Origin of the sequence: Micromonospora sonneratiae, from assembly GCF_042679305.1 — a bacterium.
Classification (GTDB): Bacteria; Actinomycetota; Actinomycetes; order Mycobacteriales; family Micromonosporaceae; genus Micromonospora_H; species Micromonospora_H sonneratiae.
This window is the reverse complement of sequence record NZ_JBHTMP010000041.1, coordinates 48,176-64,876: the sequence shown is the minus strand read 5'-3', so window position 1 is coordinate 64,876 and position 16,701 is coordinate 48,176. Positions and strand designations below refer to the sequence as shown.

15 protein-coding genes are annotated in these 16,701 nt (G+C 68.1%); 14 read left to right on the top strand and 1 reads right to left on the bottom strand.

Going from position 1 to position 16,701, the window contains the following annotated elements:
* The coding region (locus tag ACFQ4H_RS23670) for a phage tail family protein (protein ID WP_377574135.1) at positions 1-1,724 on the top strand (1,724 nt) is incomplete at its 5' end.
* A 27-nt stretch (positions 1,725-1,751) separates the two neighbouring features.
* Positions 1,752-2,333, top strand: a complete 582-nt coding sequence (locus ACFQ4H_RS23665; RefSeq protein ID WP_377574132.1) for a HEAT repeat domain-containing protein — start codon at positions 1,752-1,754, stop codon at positions 2,331-2,333.
* Positions 2,334-2,437: 104 nt separating this feature from the next.
* Here the strand turns inward: ACFQ4H_RS23665 and ACFQ4H_RS23660 are convergent, their stop codons facing one another.
* On the bottom strand, positions 2,438-4,291 hold the full coding sequence (locus ACFQ4H_RS23660) for a M48 family metallopeptidase (RefSeq protein ID WP_377574129.1): 1,854 nt from the start codon (positions 4,289-4,291) through the stop codon (positions 2,438-2,440).
* 124 nt (positions 4,292-4,415) lie between these two features.
* On the opposite strand from ACFQ4H_RS23660, the gene ACFQ4H_RS23655 reads away from it, so the two are divergent.
* The 12 genes from ACFQ4H_RS23655 (at position 4,416) to ACFQ4H_RS23600 (ending at position 16,678) form a co-directional block, all read left to right on the top strand.
* Positions 4,416-5,393 carry a DUF4034 domain-containing protein gene (locus ACFQ4H_RS23655; protein WP_377574127.1) on the top strand — a complete coding sequence of 326 codons (978 nt, stop codon included), beginning with the start codon at positions 4,416-4,418 and terminating at the stop codon, positions 5,391-5,393.
* A gap of 188 nt (positions 5,394-5,581) precedes the next feature.
* Complete coding sequence (locus ACFQ4H_RS23650; protein WP_377574124.1) at positions 5,582-7,132, top strand: phage tail sheath family protein; 1,551 nt, start codon at positions 5,582-5,584, stop codon at positions 7,130-7,132.
* Positions 7,133-7,179: 47 nt separating this feature from the next.
* Positions 7,180-7,623, top strand: a complete 444-nt coding sequence (locus tag ACFQ4H_RS23645) for a phage tail protein (RefSeq protein WP_377574121.1) — start codon at positions 7,180-7,182, stop codon at positions 7,621-7,623.
* Between the two features lie 4 nt (positions 7,624-7,627).
* Positions 7,628-8,086, top strand: coding sequence for a hypothetical protein (locus ACFQ4H_RS23640; RefSeq protein WP_377574118.1), 459 nt, complete (start codon positions 7,628-7,630; stop codon positions 8,084-8,086).
* Entirely contained in the window at positions 8,083-8,241 is a 159-nt protein-coding gene (locus ACFQ4H_RS23635; protein WP_377574115.1) for a DUF6760 family protein, read from the top strand. Before ACFQ4H_RS23640 ends, ACFQ4H_RS23635 begins: the two co-directional genes overlap by 4 nt.
* 4 nt (positions 8,242-8,245) lie before the next feature.
* A complete protein-coding gene (locus ACFQ4H_RS23630; protein ID WP_377574112.1) occupies positions 8,246-10,885 on the top strand; it encodes a hypothetical protein in 2,640 nt (879 codons plus the stop codon).
* Between the two features lie 44 nt (positions 10,886-10,929).
* Positions 10,930-11,367: a phage tail protein gene (locus ACFQ4H_RS23625; RefSeq protein ID WP_377574109.1), complete on the top strand. Its 438-nt coding sequence runs from the start codon at positions 10,930-10,932 to the stop codon at positions 11,365-11,367.
* 36 nt (positions 11,368-11,403) lie between these two features.
* Positions 11,404-12,183 (top strand): CIS tube protein, encoded by a 780-nt coding sequence (locus ACFQ4H_RS23620; protein ID WP_377574106.1) that lies wholly within the window; start codon positions 11,404-11,406, stop codon positions 12,181-12,183.
* Positions 12,173-14,011: a VgrG-related protein gene (locus tag ACFQ4H_RS23615; protein ID WP_377574103.1), complete on the top strand. Its 1,839-nt coding sequence runs from the start codon at positions 12,173-12,175 to the stop codon at positions 14,009-14,011. The genes ACFQ4H_RS23620 and ACFQ4H_RS23615 overlap by 11 nt, the downstream gene beginning before the upstream one ends.
* Positions 14,012-14,022: 11 nt before the next feature.
* On the top strand, positions 14,023-14,304 hold the full coding sequence (locus tag ACFQ4H_RS23610) for a PAAR domain-containing protein (protein WP_377574100.1): 282 nt from the start codon (positions 14,023-14,025) through the stop codon (positions 14,302-14,304).
* Positions 14,305-14,306: 2 nt separating this feature from the next.
* A complete protein-coding gene (locus ACFQ4H_RS23605) occupies positions 14,307-14,717 on the top strand; it encodes a GPW/gp25 family protein (RefSeq protein ID WP_377574137.1) in 411 nt (136 codons plus the stop codon).
* Positions 14,717-16,678 (top strand): putative baseplate assembly protein, encoded by a 1,962-nt coding sequence (locus tag ACFQ4H_RS23600; RefSeq protein WP_377574097.1) that lies wholly within the window; start codon positions 14,717-14,719, stop codon positions 16,676-16,678. The genes ACFQ4H_RS23605 and ACFQ4H_RS23600 overlap by 1 nt, the downstream gene beginning before the upstream one ends.
* Positions 16,679-16,701: the final 23 nt, after the last annotated feature.

The following is a 16,701-nucleotide window of genomic DNA, read 5'->3' as shown; positions in this document are numbered from 1 at the left end:
AACTCCAATCCCAAGGCGTCGCCGGGGTCACCGACGAGATCAGCCAGCAGGTCGGCGACCTGAAAGGCAACCTCCTCGGCAAGATCAGCGAATACCTGATCCCCACCGTCCTGATCGCCGGCATCACCTGGATCATCAGCCTGCTCAACCCCGCCAGCGCCTTCATCAAAGCCTGCAAAATGATCATCGACATCGTCACGTTCATCATCGAACGCGGCGCCCAGATCATCGAATTCGTCAACGCCGTACTCGACGCTGTCATCGCCATCGCCAAAGGCGGCACCGGCGGCGTCCCCACCCTCATCGAGAACGCCCTCGCCAAATCCATCCCCGTCCTCATCGGCGCACTCGCCGCCATCCTCGGCATCGGCGGCATCGCCAACAAAGTCAAGTCCTTCTTCCAAACCCTCACCAAACCAGTACGCAAAGCAGTCGACTGGATCGTCGACAAGATCGTCGCAATCGGAAAGAAACTCTGGACCAAACTCAAGGTTCGTGCCGGGAAGGTCAGAGACAGATTCGGGCGGAGGCCGGCCACGGATGGCAGGAAGACGGGCAGAGGCGAGCCACGCGACAATCGGGCCAAGAGTCAGCGGCGTCAGCAGGAGAAGGACGATCGACTTCAGAAGGCGATCCTGGCACTTCGCCCGAAGATCCAGGATGCGGCTGCAGCCGGACCATCGGGCCTCGCCTTCCGCGCGAAACTGACAAGCTGGCGCATCCAACATCGCCTCTCCTCGCTACAGATCCGTGGTGAGAACGGCAATGTCGCAGTGTGGGCGAAGGTCAACCCGGAGGGCGAGGCTGGCAACGTCGTCAAACTCGGCATGGAACAGCTACGCGAGATCGCCGTCGATGTGTCTCGTGAGGTTCTCAATGATCCCGTGGCAAAGTCACACGCCCGACAGATGGCGAAGCTCAGATCGCGTGACCCAGACGCTCAACTAGCGGTTCCAGGAAGGGGCGGCTTCCTGGGCCTGGCCAAGTTCTTCCACAATCGTGGTGGCGCCATCCCGAGAAACAAGCAGTTGTACACCGTTTCCAACGTAAGCATCGAAGTGCAGGAGTGGCATGGTGGAGTAACCAACTTCATCAAGGCTTTCAGGAGGCGGACGGGCCGCACACCTAGCCCTGGTCAGGTTCGAGTCTCCGACCGCCAAGCAAGAGGCTCGGTGAAGGTACAGAACCCGAATGGCCCCGGGGTCGGCCACTACCACACCCTGCCAAATCGACTACCGAGCAACCTGAGCGACGTGCAGATCGGCCTGGCACTGCAACAGATCGCACAGACCGGACGGATGCCTGCCGGAGTCAATACACAGGATCAGCAGATACTGGCACAGCTGTCGCTCCTGATGTTCGCCAGGGAGACACATCGCGGCGAACAGAATGCAGCACTTGCACCAATGACCATTGCCCTCATCCAACAGGGCCACATGTCGGTCGACGATGCATTCAAGATGTTCCACGCACCTGCATCGAAGTCCGACAACGTCCACACCGGCGGAGAGTACCCCGCATCGATGCGTGGCGCTGCTGCGGCAATGAACCAACTCGGCACCGATGACGACAACCGCGAGATACTCGAACGCGAAAAGCAGATTGTCTGGCGCTGGGCTAGCGTTTTCTTGAACAACAAGCGGGGCATGATCGTCGACAGTCCGGCCAACGCCAAGCGTATGATGAAGGACTGGATCCTACGGTTCCATGGGATCTTGAATTAGTCGCAACAGGACAGCGAGGATCACGACGTGCCACAGGACCTGAGCAAGTTGGTACTCGACCCTGACGTGACACGTCACGAGTTCCGTCGAGTCGCCAGCATCGTGGGCTGGACGATCCGCGGTTTCGGCAGCGACGAGCCGGACGAGCCGTTCGAAGAGGCATGGGGCACCCGGGGCCAGCGACGCGAGGTCCACTTCGTGGAGGATCCGTTCATCGGACTCTCCTATTTACTACTCGAACCGGCCGATCGTGACACGGTACTCAAGGAACTAGACGGCCAGCTCCACATCTGGTCCACCGCCGAGGCAATCGAAGCCGCACGCAATCCGTCAGATTCGCAGCTCCGAGCACAGCTGGTACGCATCCTCGCCCTTTCCGCACCTGCCGTCCAGGAGCCGGCCAGCCTCGCGACGCTTCGTGCTGCCGCGCAGGACGAAGCCGCCGAGGTCCGCGAATCGGTGGTTCTCAGCAGCGCGTATCTGCCCACCTGGCCTGCAGTACACAAGCTACTGGCTGACATGGCCGAGTCCGACCCGGTGCCGGCACTTCGTGCCGATGCACAGGCCATGCTGGACACTCTGAACTCGGACCCGGAGCTGGCCGAATAGATCCTGCTTCTCTCGCCGACTGCCGGCTGGGTAAGTTCAGGCACCGAACGCGTCCCGATCAAGCGTCCCGTGGGTCGTGTCCGCTGACGCTCGGGGGGCAACGCTCAGTCCTCGGTGACCGAACGCAGCGCCTTCTCCAGCACCTTTCCGCCGTCGTTGACCTCCTCGCTCTGCACGCCCCAGGTCAACTCCAGCGTTTCGCCGCTGTGCAGCGCGATCCGGTACCGCACCGTGAACCCTGACTTGTGCTCCATCCCGGTGATCTCCTCGTACGGGATGAAGCGCGCGCCCTCGGTGCCCGCCACCATCGCCGGATCGCCCGACTCGACGAGATTCTTCATCCGCGCCACGCCCTGGTTCTTCTTGAGGCGGCCGAGGTCGGGCAGGAGCAGCAGTCCATGGCTGAGCACGGCAACGTCCATCGCCTGGTTGTCGACCTTCGCGTTGGCGATGCCGGCGTAGACGGTGGCCTTGTCGGTGGTGACCCGCTGCTGCACGTGTGTGGCGGCGGCGACCTCGATGCCGCGCTCGGCCAGTTCGGCCCGCGCCTTCTGGACGGTCTGTGGGTCGAGGGCGAGTTCGGCCAGTTCGGTGACGTCGAACTCCGTACCGTCACGGTCGACCAGCCGGGCCGGGACCGACCAGGAGTGCTGCCAGCGGGCCGCGCCACAGCGTAGTGCTGCCAGGGTGAGCAGCGCCGACAGCGGTTCGGCGAACTTCTTGCGGGCCTCACGCTTCGTGGCGTCCGGGTAGAGCGTCGGGGCGATGTCGTCGAGCCGACCGGCTTCCAGGAGGTCCAGCACCACCCCGACGTGCGGGACCGGCTGGCCCGACGCCCGGGAGATGTGCCGCAGCAGGCCGTCCATCCTCTCCTGTAGACCGGCGGTGATGGCAGCGTTGGTGAACTCCTCCCACGGCAGGACGGTCCGCCCGGCCATGTCCAGCACCCGCCCCTGTAGCGCGAGACCGGCCCGTGGCAGGTCCGGAATCAGCACCCCAGCGTCGCGCTGGTCGACCTCGACCGTCGACTCCGGGGCCGCCGCGATGGCGGCCAGGCGCACACCGAGCGGCGGGTGGGTGTCCCAGACCGACTTTTCCTCGTCCGGCTCGGTCGTGCGCAGCTCGGCGAGCTCCTCCGCTCGGGCCCTGAGTAGCTCGCCGAAACCACCGAAGAGGTCGTTCGGCACGTACCCGGCCTCCAGGCCACCGGCGACGTACCGGCTCATGTAGAAGTTGAAGGCGGCGGCGATGACCTTGACCTCGCGCAGCGCGCTCGCGGCGGCGTCGCGACCGGCGAGCTGCACCGACGCCCGGTCCGCCTCCAGCTCCTGGCGCTGGCTGACACTGTTGTGCACGATCACGTACAACCGGCCGTAGCCTCGGAAGATCCAGCCGGCGAGGTTGCGGTCGCCGATGTGGCTGATGGTACGGGCCAGCGCCAGCCGGCCGCGATAGGCGACACCGGCGAAGCGGGTGTGCCTACCGGAATAGTGCCCCAGCTCGTGCGCGAGCACCGACCGCAGCTGCGCGACGGTGAACGACTGCACCAGCGGAATGCCGATGTACATGTATCGCCGGCCGGGCAGCAGGCCCATCAGCCGGGACCGCTCCTCCACCGCGGCATTGACTTCCGGTACCAGGTAGATCTCGTCCGGTGCCCGGGTACCGACCGCCACCGCCAACTCGTCGACCGTGGCCCACAGCTGCGGTGCCGTGGCCCGGTCCAGTGGTAGCCCGTGCGGTTCCGGGGACCTGGTACGGATCGCCTTCCAGGTGCCGTAGCCGACCGCCCAGACAGTCGCCAGGAAGACCGCGATGCCGACCTTCGCCACCAGGGCACCGGGCAGGAACGTACCGGCCCAGACCACCAGGCCGAGCCCGACCACGAACTGGAGCAACGCAAGAATGTAGAACCCGGCCAGCATGACGACCGAGATGAAGGCCCGCACGACCGCCATCGAATCCTCCACAATGAACACCGGTGCCAAGATCCGGCACGGTTCAGGGACGGTACTGTCCACGATCGGATTACACAACCGCGGATAGTTCCCGCAACCAATACGTGATCAGGGAGTGCCGAGAATGTGGCCGTTCCGACGCAGGAAGCCCCCGGGTGCCGCGAACGTACCGAGCCTGACCATCGATCCGGCGATGGGCGACGAGACCGCGAAGCGGCTCATCGCCGCGTCCGGAGCCGGCGACTGGCGCACCATCGCCGAGCTTCTCTCCGCTGTGGAGGATCCGGACGACCACACCTTCTATGTGCACCGGGTGGCCTGGGCCGGCGGGGTGGAGAACTGGATCGACGACTGGGTCGCGGCCGAGCCGCGCTCGGCCCTCCCGCTGCTGGTCAAGGGGGCGCATGCGATCGACTGGGCCTGGGAGGCCCGCGGCGGTGGGCGTGCGAACACCGTCAGCCGCGAGGCATTCAAGATTTTCTTCAAGCGGCTCAAGCTGGCCGAGGACTGCCTGGACGAGGTGACCGAGCGTGATGCGGACAGCGCCACCCCGTGGTCGTTCCTGGTCATCCTCGGGCGCGGACGTCAGCTCGGTGTCGAGGAGACCCGCCGGCGCTTCGAGGAGGCCCGCAAGCGTCACCCGTGGCACGTCGAGGCGCATGAGCAGATGTTGCAGCAACTCTGCCGCAAGTGGGGCGGCTCGCACGAGGAGATGCACCGCTTCGCCGCCGAGACCCTGGAGGCCATGCCGGCCGGCTCGCCACTCGGGCAACTGACCGCCGCCGCACATGTGGAGCACTGGCTGGACCTGCCCCGGGACGAGGACGACGAGTACATCCGTTCTGCGGAAATCAGAGCCGAGCTCGTCGCCGCCGCGAACCGTTCGATCCTGCACCCCGAGTATGTCCGCCGTCCGCGCTGGCCGACGCTGCACAACGCCTTCGCGATGACCTTTGCCTACAGCGGCGAGTTGGCCGCAGCCGCCGAGCAGTTCGACGCCATCGGCGATCTGGTGACCGAATGGCCATGGCAGTACGGCGGCCGGACGGTGGAGGTGTTCCTGGACACCCGGGAGCGGGTCTTCGGCGATCTCGGACGCTGACGCTCTCTCCCCGGCCTGCTGAGCGAGGCCGGGGAGAGCCCGGCGACGGACGGGCCCGGCCCGGCGTTGCCTCAAAGGACCGTTGCCTCAAAGGACACCGAAGGCTTCCCGATCATGCGGCCCGTCGGCCGTGTCCGCTGACGCTCGGGCGAGCGACGCTCTTCTCATTCCCTTCACGAGGAGGCGTGATGCCCAACTATCTGGCGCCGGGCGTGTACGTCGAAGAGGTGGAGTCCGGCTCCCGGCCCATCGAAGGCGTGGGTACCGCGGTGGCTGCCTTCGTCGGCTTCGCCGCGCAAGGCCCGTTCAACACCCCGACGCTGGTGACCAACTGGAGCCAGTACTCGCAGGTCTTCGGCGAGTTCGTGCCGGACTGCTATCTCGGCCACGCGGTCTACGGATTCTTCCTCAACGGTGGCGGTGCCTGCTACGTCGTACGGGTCGGTGGCGATCGCGCCAACGGCGCCGGGGGCGACGCACCGGGTGCCATCGGCCCCGGCCCCAGCGCAGCCCTCGGCTCCTACCGGGTGACCGCTCGGGAACTGCCCAGCGGTGGCACCCCGGACAACCTGACCGTCGAGGTCACCGACGCACCTGAGGGCGCTCCCGAGGACCGGTTCACCCTGCTGGTCAAGCGCGACGGCAAGGTGGCGGAGACCTTCGAGGGGGTGACCACCAAGCGCGGCAAGGAGAACGTCGTCACCGCAGTCCGGGAGAAGTCCAAGCTGATCACTCTCGAGGAGACGGTACCGGCGGCGCAGCTCACCCGGCCCGGTGGTGGCGAAGTGGCACTCACCGCACCCGCACCGGCTTCGGCCGCGCCCACCGAGGTCGCCCCGGAGGAGTACGTCGGCGACGCCGCCGAGCGGACCGGCTTCGGCGGACTGGAGGCCATCGACGAGGTCACGATGGTCGCGGTGCCCGACCTGATGGGGGCGTACCAGCGCGGTGCGATCGACCTGGAGTCGGTCAAGGCCGTACAGACCGCGATGATCGCGCACTGTGAGCTGATGGGCGACCGGATGGCGATCCTCGATCCGCCGCCGGGTCTGTCGCCGCAGCAGGTCAAGGAATGGCGCACCGACCAGGCTGGGTACGACTCCAAGTACGCCGCCCTCTACTACCCCTGGGTCAAGATCTTCGACCCGGCCTCCGGCACCAACCGGTTCGTGCCGCCGTCTGGGCACCTCGCTGGCATCTGGGCACGCAACGACAACGCGCGTGGGGTGCACAAGGCTCCGGCCAACGAGACGATCCGTGGCGCGGTGGCCCTCGAGACCCAGCTCACCAGAGGTGAGCAGGAGCTGCTGAACCCGCTCGGGGTCAACTGCCTCCGGTCCTTCCCGGGTCGGGGGATCCTGGTCTGGGGCGCCCGCACCCTCTCCTCCGACCCGGCCTGGCGCTACCTCAACGTGCGGCGGCTGTTCAACTACCTTGAGGAGTCGATTCTGGCCGGCACCCAGTGGGTGGTCTTCGAGCCGAACGACGACGCGCTGTGGGCGCGGATCCGCCGTACGATCAGCGCTTTCCTGGTGATGGAGTGGCGTCGCGGTGCCCTGTTCGGGCTGACCCCTGACGAGGCGTTCTTCGTCAAGTGCGACCGGGAAACCAATCCGGCCGAGAGCATCGACGCCGGCCAAGTGGTCTGCCAGATCGGGGTCGCCCCGGTCAAGCCGGCCGAATTCGTCATCTTCCAGCTGGCGCAGATGTCCGGCGGCACCAGCCTGGTCAGCGAGTAGTACCTGATCAGTCGGCCATAGCTGATCAGTGAGTTGAGGAGGTAACCGTGCCGCTCCCCGATTTCGACTCCGCCGTCGGCCACTCGTTCGGGCTGGAGGTGGACAGCGTGATGATCAGGCAGATCACCGAGGTCAGCGGCCTGAAGATGGAACAGGACGTCATCGAGTACAAGTCGAACACCGCCGATGGCAAGTTCTTCGTCCGCAAGGCACCCGGAGCGCCGAAGGCCGGTGAGGTGACGCTGACCCGGGGTCTGACCGCCGACAACAGCTTCGAACGGTGGATCAAGGATTGCCGATTCGGCAAGATGGGCGAGGCGCGCAAGGGTGGCGCGATCATCGTCTTCGACTACGAGGGCTTCCCGATCAAGCGCTACAAGCTGACCAACGCCTGGGCGAAGAGCCTGGAAATCAGTTCCCTCAAGGCCGGGGACACCAGCGTGCTGACGGAGAAGCTGGTCATCACGTACGAGTCGATGGAAGTCGAGTAGTCCGATGCGCCGTACGTCCGCCCTGGCTCCACCGGTCGATCACGCAACCGGTGTTGCCGTACCGGATGCCGCTGTCGTGCCGCAGCGGCAGACGCTGCGGACCGAGTTTCCGTTCGAACTTCCCCGTGGCTACGTCGACGGTACCGGCACGGTGCACCGCGACGGGGTGATGCGGCTGGCCACCGCCCGGGACGAGCTGGTGCCGTTGCGCGATGACCGGGTACGGGAGAACCCGCCCTATCTGACGGTCGTACTGCTCAGCCGGGTGATCACCCGGATCGGCTCCATCGTCGACGTGCACCCGGGTGTGGTCGAGGATCTGTTCGCCTCCGACCTGGCCTTCCTGCAGGACATGTACCGGCAGATCAACAGCGAGGGCCACACCCGGGCCAGCGTCGTCTGCCCCGAATGTCAACACCGGTTCGCGGTCGACCTCGCGGGTGGGCGCCTGGGGGAATCGTGACGTACGCGGCCGAGCGGATCTACACCGAGGTCGCGTACGTCGCCTACCACTTCCACTGGGCACTGGACGACATCCTCGACCTCGAACACAGCGAACGGCTGCGATACGTCGCCGAGATCGCCAGCATCAACAACCGGATCAGCCAAGGGCGGTGAAAGCATGTGGCCGTGGCGTCGCCGTCGATCGTCGGTGCAGCGGTCCACTGCGGACAGCGCACCGGCAGCGGCTCCGGCGACCCCGTCTCCACCGGTCGCCCGGCCGGCGTCGACTGTTCCACCGCCCCCACCGGCCTGGCGCTCGCTGCCGCCCATCCAGCGAACGCTGGCTGACGCCCCGCTGCTGAACCAGCCCGGAGGGTTTTCCGATTCGCTGGCAGCATGGCATGACCCGTCCTTCCTGAAGCCACTGGGACATGCCGTCGGTTCGGGTGAACCGGCCGGCCTGCTGCACGAGGTGGCCGTACCGGCGCCGCCGGCGCCGACCGACAACGCCGGTGGGACCGCCGGCGAACATGTCGAACCGCCACTGGCCATCCCTCCGTCAAGCAGCGGTGCGGTCAGGCCGCAGCCGGCCGTCCAGCGACACGCTGCCGGGCTGCCGCCACCGGTCGCCGTCGCGTCTGCGGTACCCACCGAGCCACTGACCGTCAGCCGGTTGACCGTCGCCCCTGCCCCACCGGTGACGCTGACACTGCCGGCCATGCCCGAGCCGGTGCCCCGGCCCGCACCTGACCCGCCGGTCAGCCAACAACCGGACTCGCTGTCGTCCGTACCGACGCCCGCCTGGTCGGGCTCGGCCGAGTCACCAGAGCCCGAGGGTCAGAGCTTCCACGAGTCGGCACCGGATGCGGCACCGGAGCCTCCGGCGGAAGCCACCGCTCCCACGCTCGGCGTTCCGGACAGCACCGGGCCGTATCTGGCCGAGAGCGGTTCGGCCGACGCTCCCGGTTCGGTCGGTCCGGCCTCCGACACACCGCCGTCACCGCTCACCGTGTCCCGTGCGGTCCCGGATTCGGCTGTCCCCACCACCAACGCGACCGGACAGACACGACACCCGGTATCCCCGGAGGCTCCCGCCGAAATCGCAATGCCGGTACAGCGGGCGGCGCCGGAAGCCACCCGTGGTGTGACAGGTGGCAGCAGCGGACCGACCGCGCAGCGCAGCACAGCACCCACGTTCGCCGACGCTCCACGGCCGGTACGTCGGCTCGGCCTGGGCGAGCCGATCATCCCCCCGGCACTGCCGCTGACCGTTCAAACCTCCCCGGCCGCACAGCCGTCCCCGACCGTGCCACCTCGATCCGTCGACCCGCCATCCGGCGTGCCCTCCTCGCTTCCCGAATCGGCCACACCGACACCCGCACCCACCCCGACGGAACCCACGCCGGCGGATCCGGGCAACAGTTCGCCCCTGGCGTCCGCCGATCCGGAACCTGCCGGTTCGTCGTCGGGGTCGATACCGGTCCCGGAAGCCGATGGTGACACCGCCGATCTGCTGGGCAGCGAGATCAGCCTGTCCCGGCTGGTGGAGTCGACGATCTCCAGCCCGGACCAGCGAGCATCGGAGCCGGTTCAGGTCGGTACCTCGGACGAACTGCCCCTGACCGGTGGTCCGGCGCTCCCGGGGTCGGCCCAACCGGACGGTTCACCGTACGACCAGCCCGACGTGTCATGGGGGGACTCATCCGGGTTCCGGAGCGCGCCTACGCTCGGCGATGCCGACCTGCCCGGGGTGTTCTCGGTGACCTCTCCCACCGAGACGGTGACGCGGGACGGCCCATCGGTGCAGCGGTCGGCCGAATCTGGTGCCGTCGACCTCCCGCTCGGCGCGACTGCCGCTGGGAACACGACGGCATCGGGTGGAGCGACTACCCCGCTGGGCCCGACGACGACAGCCGAGCGCGGCCGGTCCACGGGTACGGTTGCCGCTGGCGGTGCCCGATCTGTCGATGCGGTGACCGGCGGCGCACCAGCAGGGTCGGTGACCTGGACACCTCCGCCGCTGGTGGTGGCCCGGCTGATCGGGGACCGCCCGATCGAGCTCCTGCCGCACGACGAGCGGAACGGCCCGAGTCGACATCTGCCCGACCCGCTGCCACCGACCGTACAGCGGGTGCAGTGGGATCGGACCGACACCTCGGACAGTGTCATCGCACCTGCCGAGGGGTTCGACCCGCCATCCCACGCCGGTTCGCCCCAGGCCGGTCCCGGCCACACCAGCTCCGGCTTCGACCTGCCTGCACAGCCGGTCTCCAGGGTCGACCCGCTGCCCGGCCACGGTACCGGTTTCCCGTCGCCTCGGGGCAGTCAGTCAGATCCTGCGGGCGGTGTCCTCCTACAGCGATCGTCGGTCACCGGATCCGTCCGGCCCCCGGTCGATCCACCGTCGGCCGCGTTGCCGGTCAACCGTTCGGTCCCGAACACCACACCGTCGCTGGCGGGACCGTTCCCGACCAGCACGCCGCTGGTCGTACTGCGGGAGTCGTCCGCTGGCCCGGGTGGCGCGACCCTCGCCCCCGTGGTGCAGCGACTGGACGAACCCACCACAGCGCCCGATCCGCCACCCGCCGGGCCACCGGATCCGCCGGTCGTGCCGGAACCGGAGCCGGAGCCGGCACCGACCGTGTCCGGGCCGACGCAGCCACCGGCTCCGGGAGGACAGGCCACTTCGGCGGCCGGGGCGGCCGGGATGGAGCCTGAGGAGTTGCTCAAGAAACTGTTCGACCCGCTACTGCGCCGACTCAAGACCGAACTGCGCCTGGATCGGGAGCGGCACGGAGTGCTGGACGGTCCGGACTGACACTCGCCGACCGTCACGGATCCGCAGCAAGAAGGAGGTTATGGATGGCCAAGGATGACGTCGCCGTCGCGGTGGCCTTCGTGGTCAAGATCGACGATCAGGACCTCGGTGCGTTCAACACCTGCGACGGTCTGGGCTGCGAGGTGGTCGTCGAGCAGCGCGAGGAGGGCGGCAACAACGGTCACGTCTGGCAACTGCCGACCCGGATGAAGTTCTCCAACATCAAGCTCTCCCGACCGATCACCGCCGACAGCGCCAAGCTGATGCGCTGGTTCTCCAGCATGGCCGGCGGAATCAAACGCAAGACCGCGACCATCGAGGCCCGCACCCTGGAGGGCACCGTCATCGCCCGTTGGGGCCTGGTGGACGTCATCCCGATCCGGTGGACCGGGCCGCAGCTCAGTCCGGACACGCCGAAGGTCGCCACCGAAACCCTGGAACTCGCGCACCACGGATTCTTCGGGCCGGGTACGGGTGGATGAGGTGGACGCAATGGCTGAACGCAGGGAGTGGTCGACATGAGTGCCTCGCCGGTCACCTTCAGCGCGGCGGGCGGTGCGGGACCGGGCCAGGGTGGCGGGGCTCCACCGCAACTCACCCACGCGTACCTGCAGCTGCACGAGCCACCCAAGAACGGCGGTACGGCCAACCCCGGCCCGCCGCTGAACCGCATCCCGTTCCAGTTCAACCCCAAGGAACTGTCCCTGTCCAAGACAGCGAAGTGGAAGCGGGACGCCCAGCGCAACGCCAAGAAGAGCGGTGTACCGGAGTTCACCGGTGCCGACCCCTGCAAGCTCACCGTCGAGATGTTCTTCGATGCCACGGACACGATGGACGCCAGTGTGGTGAAGCGGGTGGAGGAGTTGTTCGCCTGCTGTGTGCCGACCGATACCAGCCGTGACCAGAAGAAGGGCTCACCACCGTGGGTCGTCTTCCACTGGGGCGGGATGGTTGGTTTCCCGGCGTTCGTGGCCAGTGTCAGTGCCAAGTACACGCTGTTCACACCGGGTGGCACGCCGGTCCGCGCGCTCTGCTCGGTGACCCTGGAGGAGATCTCCGGCGAGCAGTCGGGCCAGAACCCGACCTCGGGGGCGTTGGCCGCCCGTGACGTCCATGTCGTCGTCGCCGGGGACAGCCTGCACTCGGTGGCCTACCGCGCGTACGGCCGGGCCGGGCTGTGGCGGGAGATCGCCGACGCGAACGACATCGACGATCCGATGCGGCTCCGGCCGGGCACGTCCCTGCTGGTGCCCGCGCTGGAGGAGATCGAGTCCGGCGGTGGCCAGCGTGGCCAATGAGCAGTTCGCCAACGCCCTGCTGGTCGAGGTGGGGGGCAACCAGGTCCCCGCCGACATCGCGTCCCTGCTGGTCTACGCGTACGTCGACGACAGTCGTAACCTGCCGGACCGGTTCCTGCTGCGTTACCGGGACCCGGGACGTACCGTACTGAGCAAGGCCGGGTTCAAGATCGGGGCCGAGGTGAAGCTGCGGGTGCAGACCTCGGACCCCGGCGGTCCGCAGCCACTACTGACCGGCGAGGTCACCGGGCTGGAGTGTGAACTCGACAAGACCGGTACGTTCACCGAGGTCCGTGGCCTGGACCTGGCTCACCGGTTGTTCCGGGGGCGTCGGGTGGCGGCGTACCCGAACATGACCGTGCCGGACGTGGTGCGCAAGGTGGTCCAGCGGGCCGGCCTGAAGGCCGGCCAGATCGACCCGGTCAGCGGCTTCGGCGGCAGTCCGGACAGCCAGCTCAGCCAGGACAACGTCAGCGACTGGACGTTCCTCACCCGGTTGGCCGAGTTGGTCGGTGCCCAGGTGCTGATGCTCGACGGCGCGCTGCACTTCCGGCTGCCGGAACCACCCTCCGGAGCGCCGGACACCAGTGCCAAAGCCAGTCAGGATCCCCTGGTGCTGGAGGTCAACCGCAACCTGATCGCGCTGCGGGCCGGCATCACCGCCACCGCGCAGGTTCCGGAGGTGACGGTACGCGGCTGGGACGCCAACCGGAAGGAGGCACTCACGGCTGCGGCGAAACCGAAGGCCGCCGGTACCGAGGTGGCCGGAGTGGACCCGGTGGCGCTGGGCAAGACGTTCAACAGCCCGCCGTACCTGGTCACCGATCCGACCCTGACCACCGACGGGGCCGTCCGGGCGGTGGCGGACGCGACAGCCGGTCGGCTTGGCACCGGGTTCGCCGAGATCGAAGGCGTGGCCAAGGGCAACGCCAAACTACGGGCCGGTACGGCGGTCGCGTTGGCCAATGTCGGCGAGCCGTTCCAGGGCAAGTACACCCTCAGTAGCACCCGGCACCTCTTCAGTGAGCAGGCCGGCTACACCACCTCGTTCACCGTCTCCGGCCGCTCCGACCGCTCGCTGTACGGGCTCACCGGCAGCAGTTCCGGGGGCACGGACCGGCTGGCCAACGGGGTACTGCCGGCGATCATCAGTGACGTCAAGGATCCCCAGAAGCTGGGCCGGGTACGGCTGACCCTGCCCTGGCTGGACGGGCAGTACACCACCGGCTGGGCACGGGTGGTCCAGGCCGGCGCAGGGGCCGATCGGGGCACGGTGATCGTGCCCGAGGTCGGCGACGAGGTGCTCGTCGGGTTCAGCGACGGCAACCTGGACGCCGCGTACGTCATCGGGGGCCTACACAACGGCAAGGACAAGCTGCCCCAGCTCGGCACCGACCCGGTCGACGGCAGCAGCGGTGAGGTCGTCGTGCGCGCCCTGGTCTCCCGTACCGGGCACCGGCTGGAGTTGGCGGAGAAGGCCAGCGGCCCGGACGGCGTCCTGCTGACCACCGGCGACAACAAGTTCAGCCTCCGACTGGACAAGAAGGGGCAGCTAGTCGAGATCGTCAGCGAAGGCAAGGTCAAGGTCACCGCCAAGAACGGCATGACCGTGGACGCCGGTACCGGCCCACTGGAACTGTCCGGACAGAAGGTGACGGTGAAGTCGAAGAGCGACGTCGGCATCGAGGGCACCGGCCAGGTCAGCGTCAAGGGCACCGCCGGGGCATCGGTCGAGGGTGCCACGGTGAAGGTCACCGGTCAGGGCAGCGCCGAGGTCACCGCCAGCGGATCGGTCACCGTCCGCGGCGGCATCGTCCGGATCAACTGAGGGAGTACGCCATGCCACCTGCCGCCCGCGTCGGCGACCCGACCGGCCATCCCGGTGCAATCAGTGGCCCTGGCGTGCCGACGGTGCTCATCGGCGGTGCTCCGGCCGCCACCGTCAGCGCCATGCATGCCTGCTCGTTCCCGGGCACTCCCCCGCACCCGCCGACCCCGATCGTGCCGCCGGGCTGTCCCACGGTCCTGATCGGTGGTCTACCGGCCGCCCGGATGGGCGACCTGTCCGGCTGTGGTGCCCCGATCATCGCCGGCTGCCCGACCGTTCTCATCGGAGGGTGACGATGCGTTCGGACTTCGTCGGCGCGGGTTGGGCGTTCCCGCTGCGTACCGACGCAACGGGCGCGATCGCGCTGGTCCGGGGCGAACGCGAGGTGGTGGAGAGCATGCGTCTCATCCTCGGTACCTCCCCCGGGGAGCGACCGGCCCGACCCGAGTTCGGTTGTGGCATCCACGAACTGGTCTTCGCCCCGGCTGACGCGGCCACCGCCGGTCAGATCGCGTACCAGGTCCGGGTGGCCCTGGAACGGTGGGAGCCCCGGATCGTGCTCGACGACGTGCTGATCGACTTCACCGACGCCGGCGAGGGCACCCTCTACATCGACATCCGTTACCGCATCCGCAGTGACAACGATCCCCGGAACCTGGTCTTTCCGTTCTACGTGATCCCCCCGCACCCGCCCGGAGCCGACTGATGCCGCTACCCGCACCGAATCTCGACGACCGGCGTTTCCAGGATCTGGTCGACGACGCCAAACGCCTGGTCCAGCGGAGGTGTCCCGAGTGGACCGACCACAACGTGTCGGACCCGGGCGTCACGCTGATCGAGACATTCGCGTTCATGGTCGACCAGTTGCTGTACCGCCTCAACCGGGTGCCTGATCGGCACTACCTCAAGTTCCTGGACCTGCTCGGGGTCAAGCCGTTCGCCCCCACCATGGCCAGCTGCGACGTCACGTTCTGGTTGTCCGCCGCCCGGGACGCCACGGTGGTGGTGCCGGCCGGCACCCACGTCGCGACCGTACGGATGGAGACCGAGGAGCCGATCACCTTCGAGACCGTCGAGGAACTGCTGATCTCACCGTGCGCGCTGGACCGGGTGATGAGCGCGCGGGCAACCGGCGAGACGACCGACCGGACCAACGAGCTCAACGGTGACGACTGGGTGGCCTGCTTCGATGATCCGCCCGCTCCCGGTGACACCACCCTGTTCGGGCTGACCGAGCCGGTGCCTGGCTGTGCTGTGCTGCTGCGAATGGACTGGACGGTGGCCGGGCGGGGGGTGGATCCGTCCGACCCCCCTCTGGTGTGGGAGGCGTGGACCGCCGGCGGCTGGCAGCCCTGCGTGGTCGACCGGGACACCACCGGCGCGCTGAACCGTGCCGGCGAGGTGGTGCTGCACGTACCGACCGGACATGTGGCATCCGTCCTCGGCCGGCGTCGGGCGGGCTGGTTGCGGTGCCGGTTGACCGAGCCGGCACCGGGTCAGACCTTCTATCACGCCTCGCCACGGTTGCGCAGCGCCAGCGCGGCCACCATCGGTGGTTCGGTCCGGGCCGATCATGCCGAGCTGATCAGGGACGAGACGCTCGGCCTGTCCGAGGGGGTACCCGGTCAACGGTTCACCACCCAGCACCACCCCGTCGTCACCGGCGACCAACCGATCGAGGTGGAGGTGGCCGGTGGGGACTCGTGGACCACCTGGCGGGAGGTGGCATCCTTCGCGGAGTCCGGACCGGACGACCGACATGTGACCGTCGACCGGGCCAGCGGGGAGGTGTCCTTCGGGCCGGCCGTACGTCAGAGCGACGGCACGATCCGCCAGTACGGGGCGGTGCCACCGAAGGCGGCCCCGATCCGGATCCCCAGCTACCGCACCGGGGGTGGCCGGCGCGGCAACGTGGCCGCCAACAGCCTCACCGTGCTGCGCGACCCGGTGCCGTTCGTATCGACGGTCACCAACCGGACGGCCGCCACCGGCGGGGTCGACGGTGAGTCGCTGGCGGAGACGGCCACCCGTGGACCGTTGACGCTGCGCACCCGGGAACGGGCGGTGACCACCGACGACTACGAGCAGCTCGCCCGGGAGGCCGCACCGGAGGTGCTGCGGGTACGCTGCGTGCCGGCCGGTGAGGGCTCCGCCGCGATCCGGGTGCTGGTCGTGCCGGCGCTCACCGAGCACACCGCTTCCGACGACGACTCGGCCCGGTTCGCCTCCCTGCGCCCGCCGGACGAAACACTGGAGCGAATCGCCACGTATCTCGACGCACGGCGCTGTGTCGGTGCCACGGTGCTCGTGGAACCCCCCTTCTATCAGGGCGTCACCGTGGTGGCGCAGCTGCGGGCACAACCGCGCACGACAGCGGCCACACTGCGGGAACGGGCGTTGCAGGCGCTCTACGGCTACCTCAACCCGATCGACGGTGGGCCCGAAGGGTCGGGCTGGCCGTTCGGGCGGCCGATCCAGTCCGGTGAGGTGTACGCCGTGCTCCAGCGGGTCGAGGGAATGGACCTGGTCGAGGACGTACGGCTCTTCGCCGCCGATCCGATCACCGGCGAGCGGGGTGACGCCGTACAACGGATCGAGTTGGGTACCAACGCGCTGGTCTTCTCGTACGCGCATCAGGTGCGGATCACCAACCGGGCCAGCGGTTGACCGGCGACGTCGGAGCTGAACAG

Bases quoted from the DNA above. Each gene is read 5' to 3' on its own strand.
- ACFQ4H_RS23660 (WP_377574129.1), bottom strand. From the start codon at position 4,291: ATGGCGGTCGTGCGGGCCTTCATCTCGGTCGTCATGCTGGCCGGGTTC.
- ACFQ4H_RS23655 (WP_377574127.1), top strand. From the start codon at position 4,416: ATGTGGCCGTTCCGACGCAGGAAGCCCCCGGGTGCCGCGAACGTACCG.
- ACFQ4H_RS23650 (WP_377574124.1), top strand. From the start codon at position 5,582: ATGCCCAACTATCTGGCGCCGGGCGTGTACGTCGAAGAGGTGGAGTCC.
- ACFQ4H_RS23640 (WP_377574118.1), top strand. From the start codon at position 7,628: ATGCGCCGTACGTCCGCCCTGGCTCCACCGGTCGATCACGCAACCGGT.
- ACFQ4H_RS23630 (WP_377574112.1), top strand. From the start codon at position 8,246: ATGTGGCCGTGGCGTCGCCGTCGATCGTCGGTGCAGCGGTCCACTGCG.
- ACFQ4H_RS23625 (WP_377574109.1), top strand. From the start codon at position 10,930: ATGGCCAAGGATGACGTCGCCGTCGCGGTGGCCTTCGTGGTCAAGATC.
- ACFQ4H_RS23620 (WP_377574106.1), top strand. From the start codon at position 11,404: ATGAGTGCCTCGCCGGTCACCTTCAGCGCGGCGGGCGGTGCGGGACCG.
- ACFQ4H_RS23610 (WP_377574100.1), top strand. From the start codon at position 14,023: ATGCCACCTGCCGCCCGCGTCGGCGACCCGACCGGCCATCCCGGTGCA.
- ACFQ4H_RS23605 (WP_377574137.1), top strand. From the start codon at position 14,307: ATGCGTTCGGACTTCGTCGGCGCGGGTTGGGCGTTCCCGCTGCGTACC.
- ACFQ4H_RS23600 (WP_377574097.1), top strand. From the start codon at position 14,717: ATGCCGCTACCCGCACCGAATCTCGACGACCGGCGTTTCCAGGATCTG.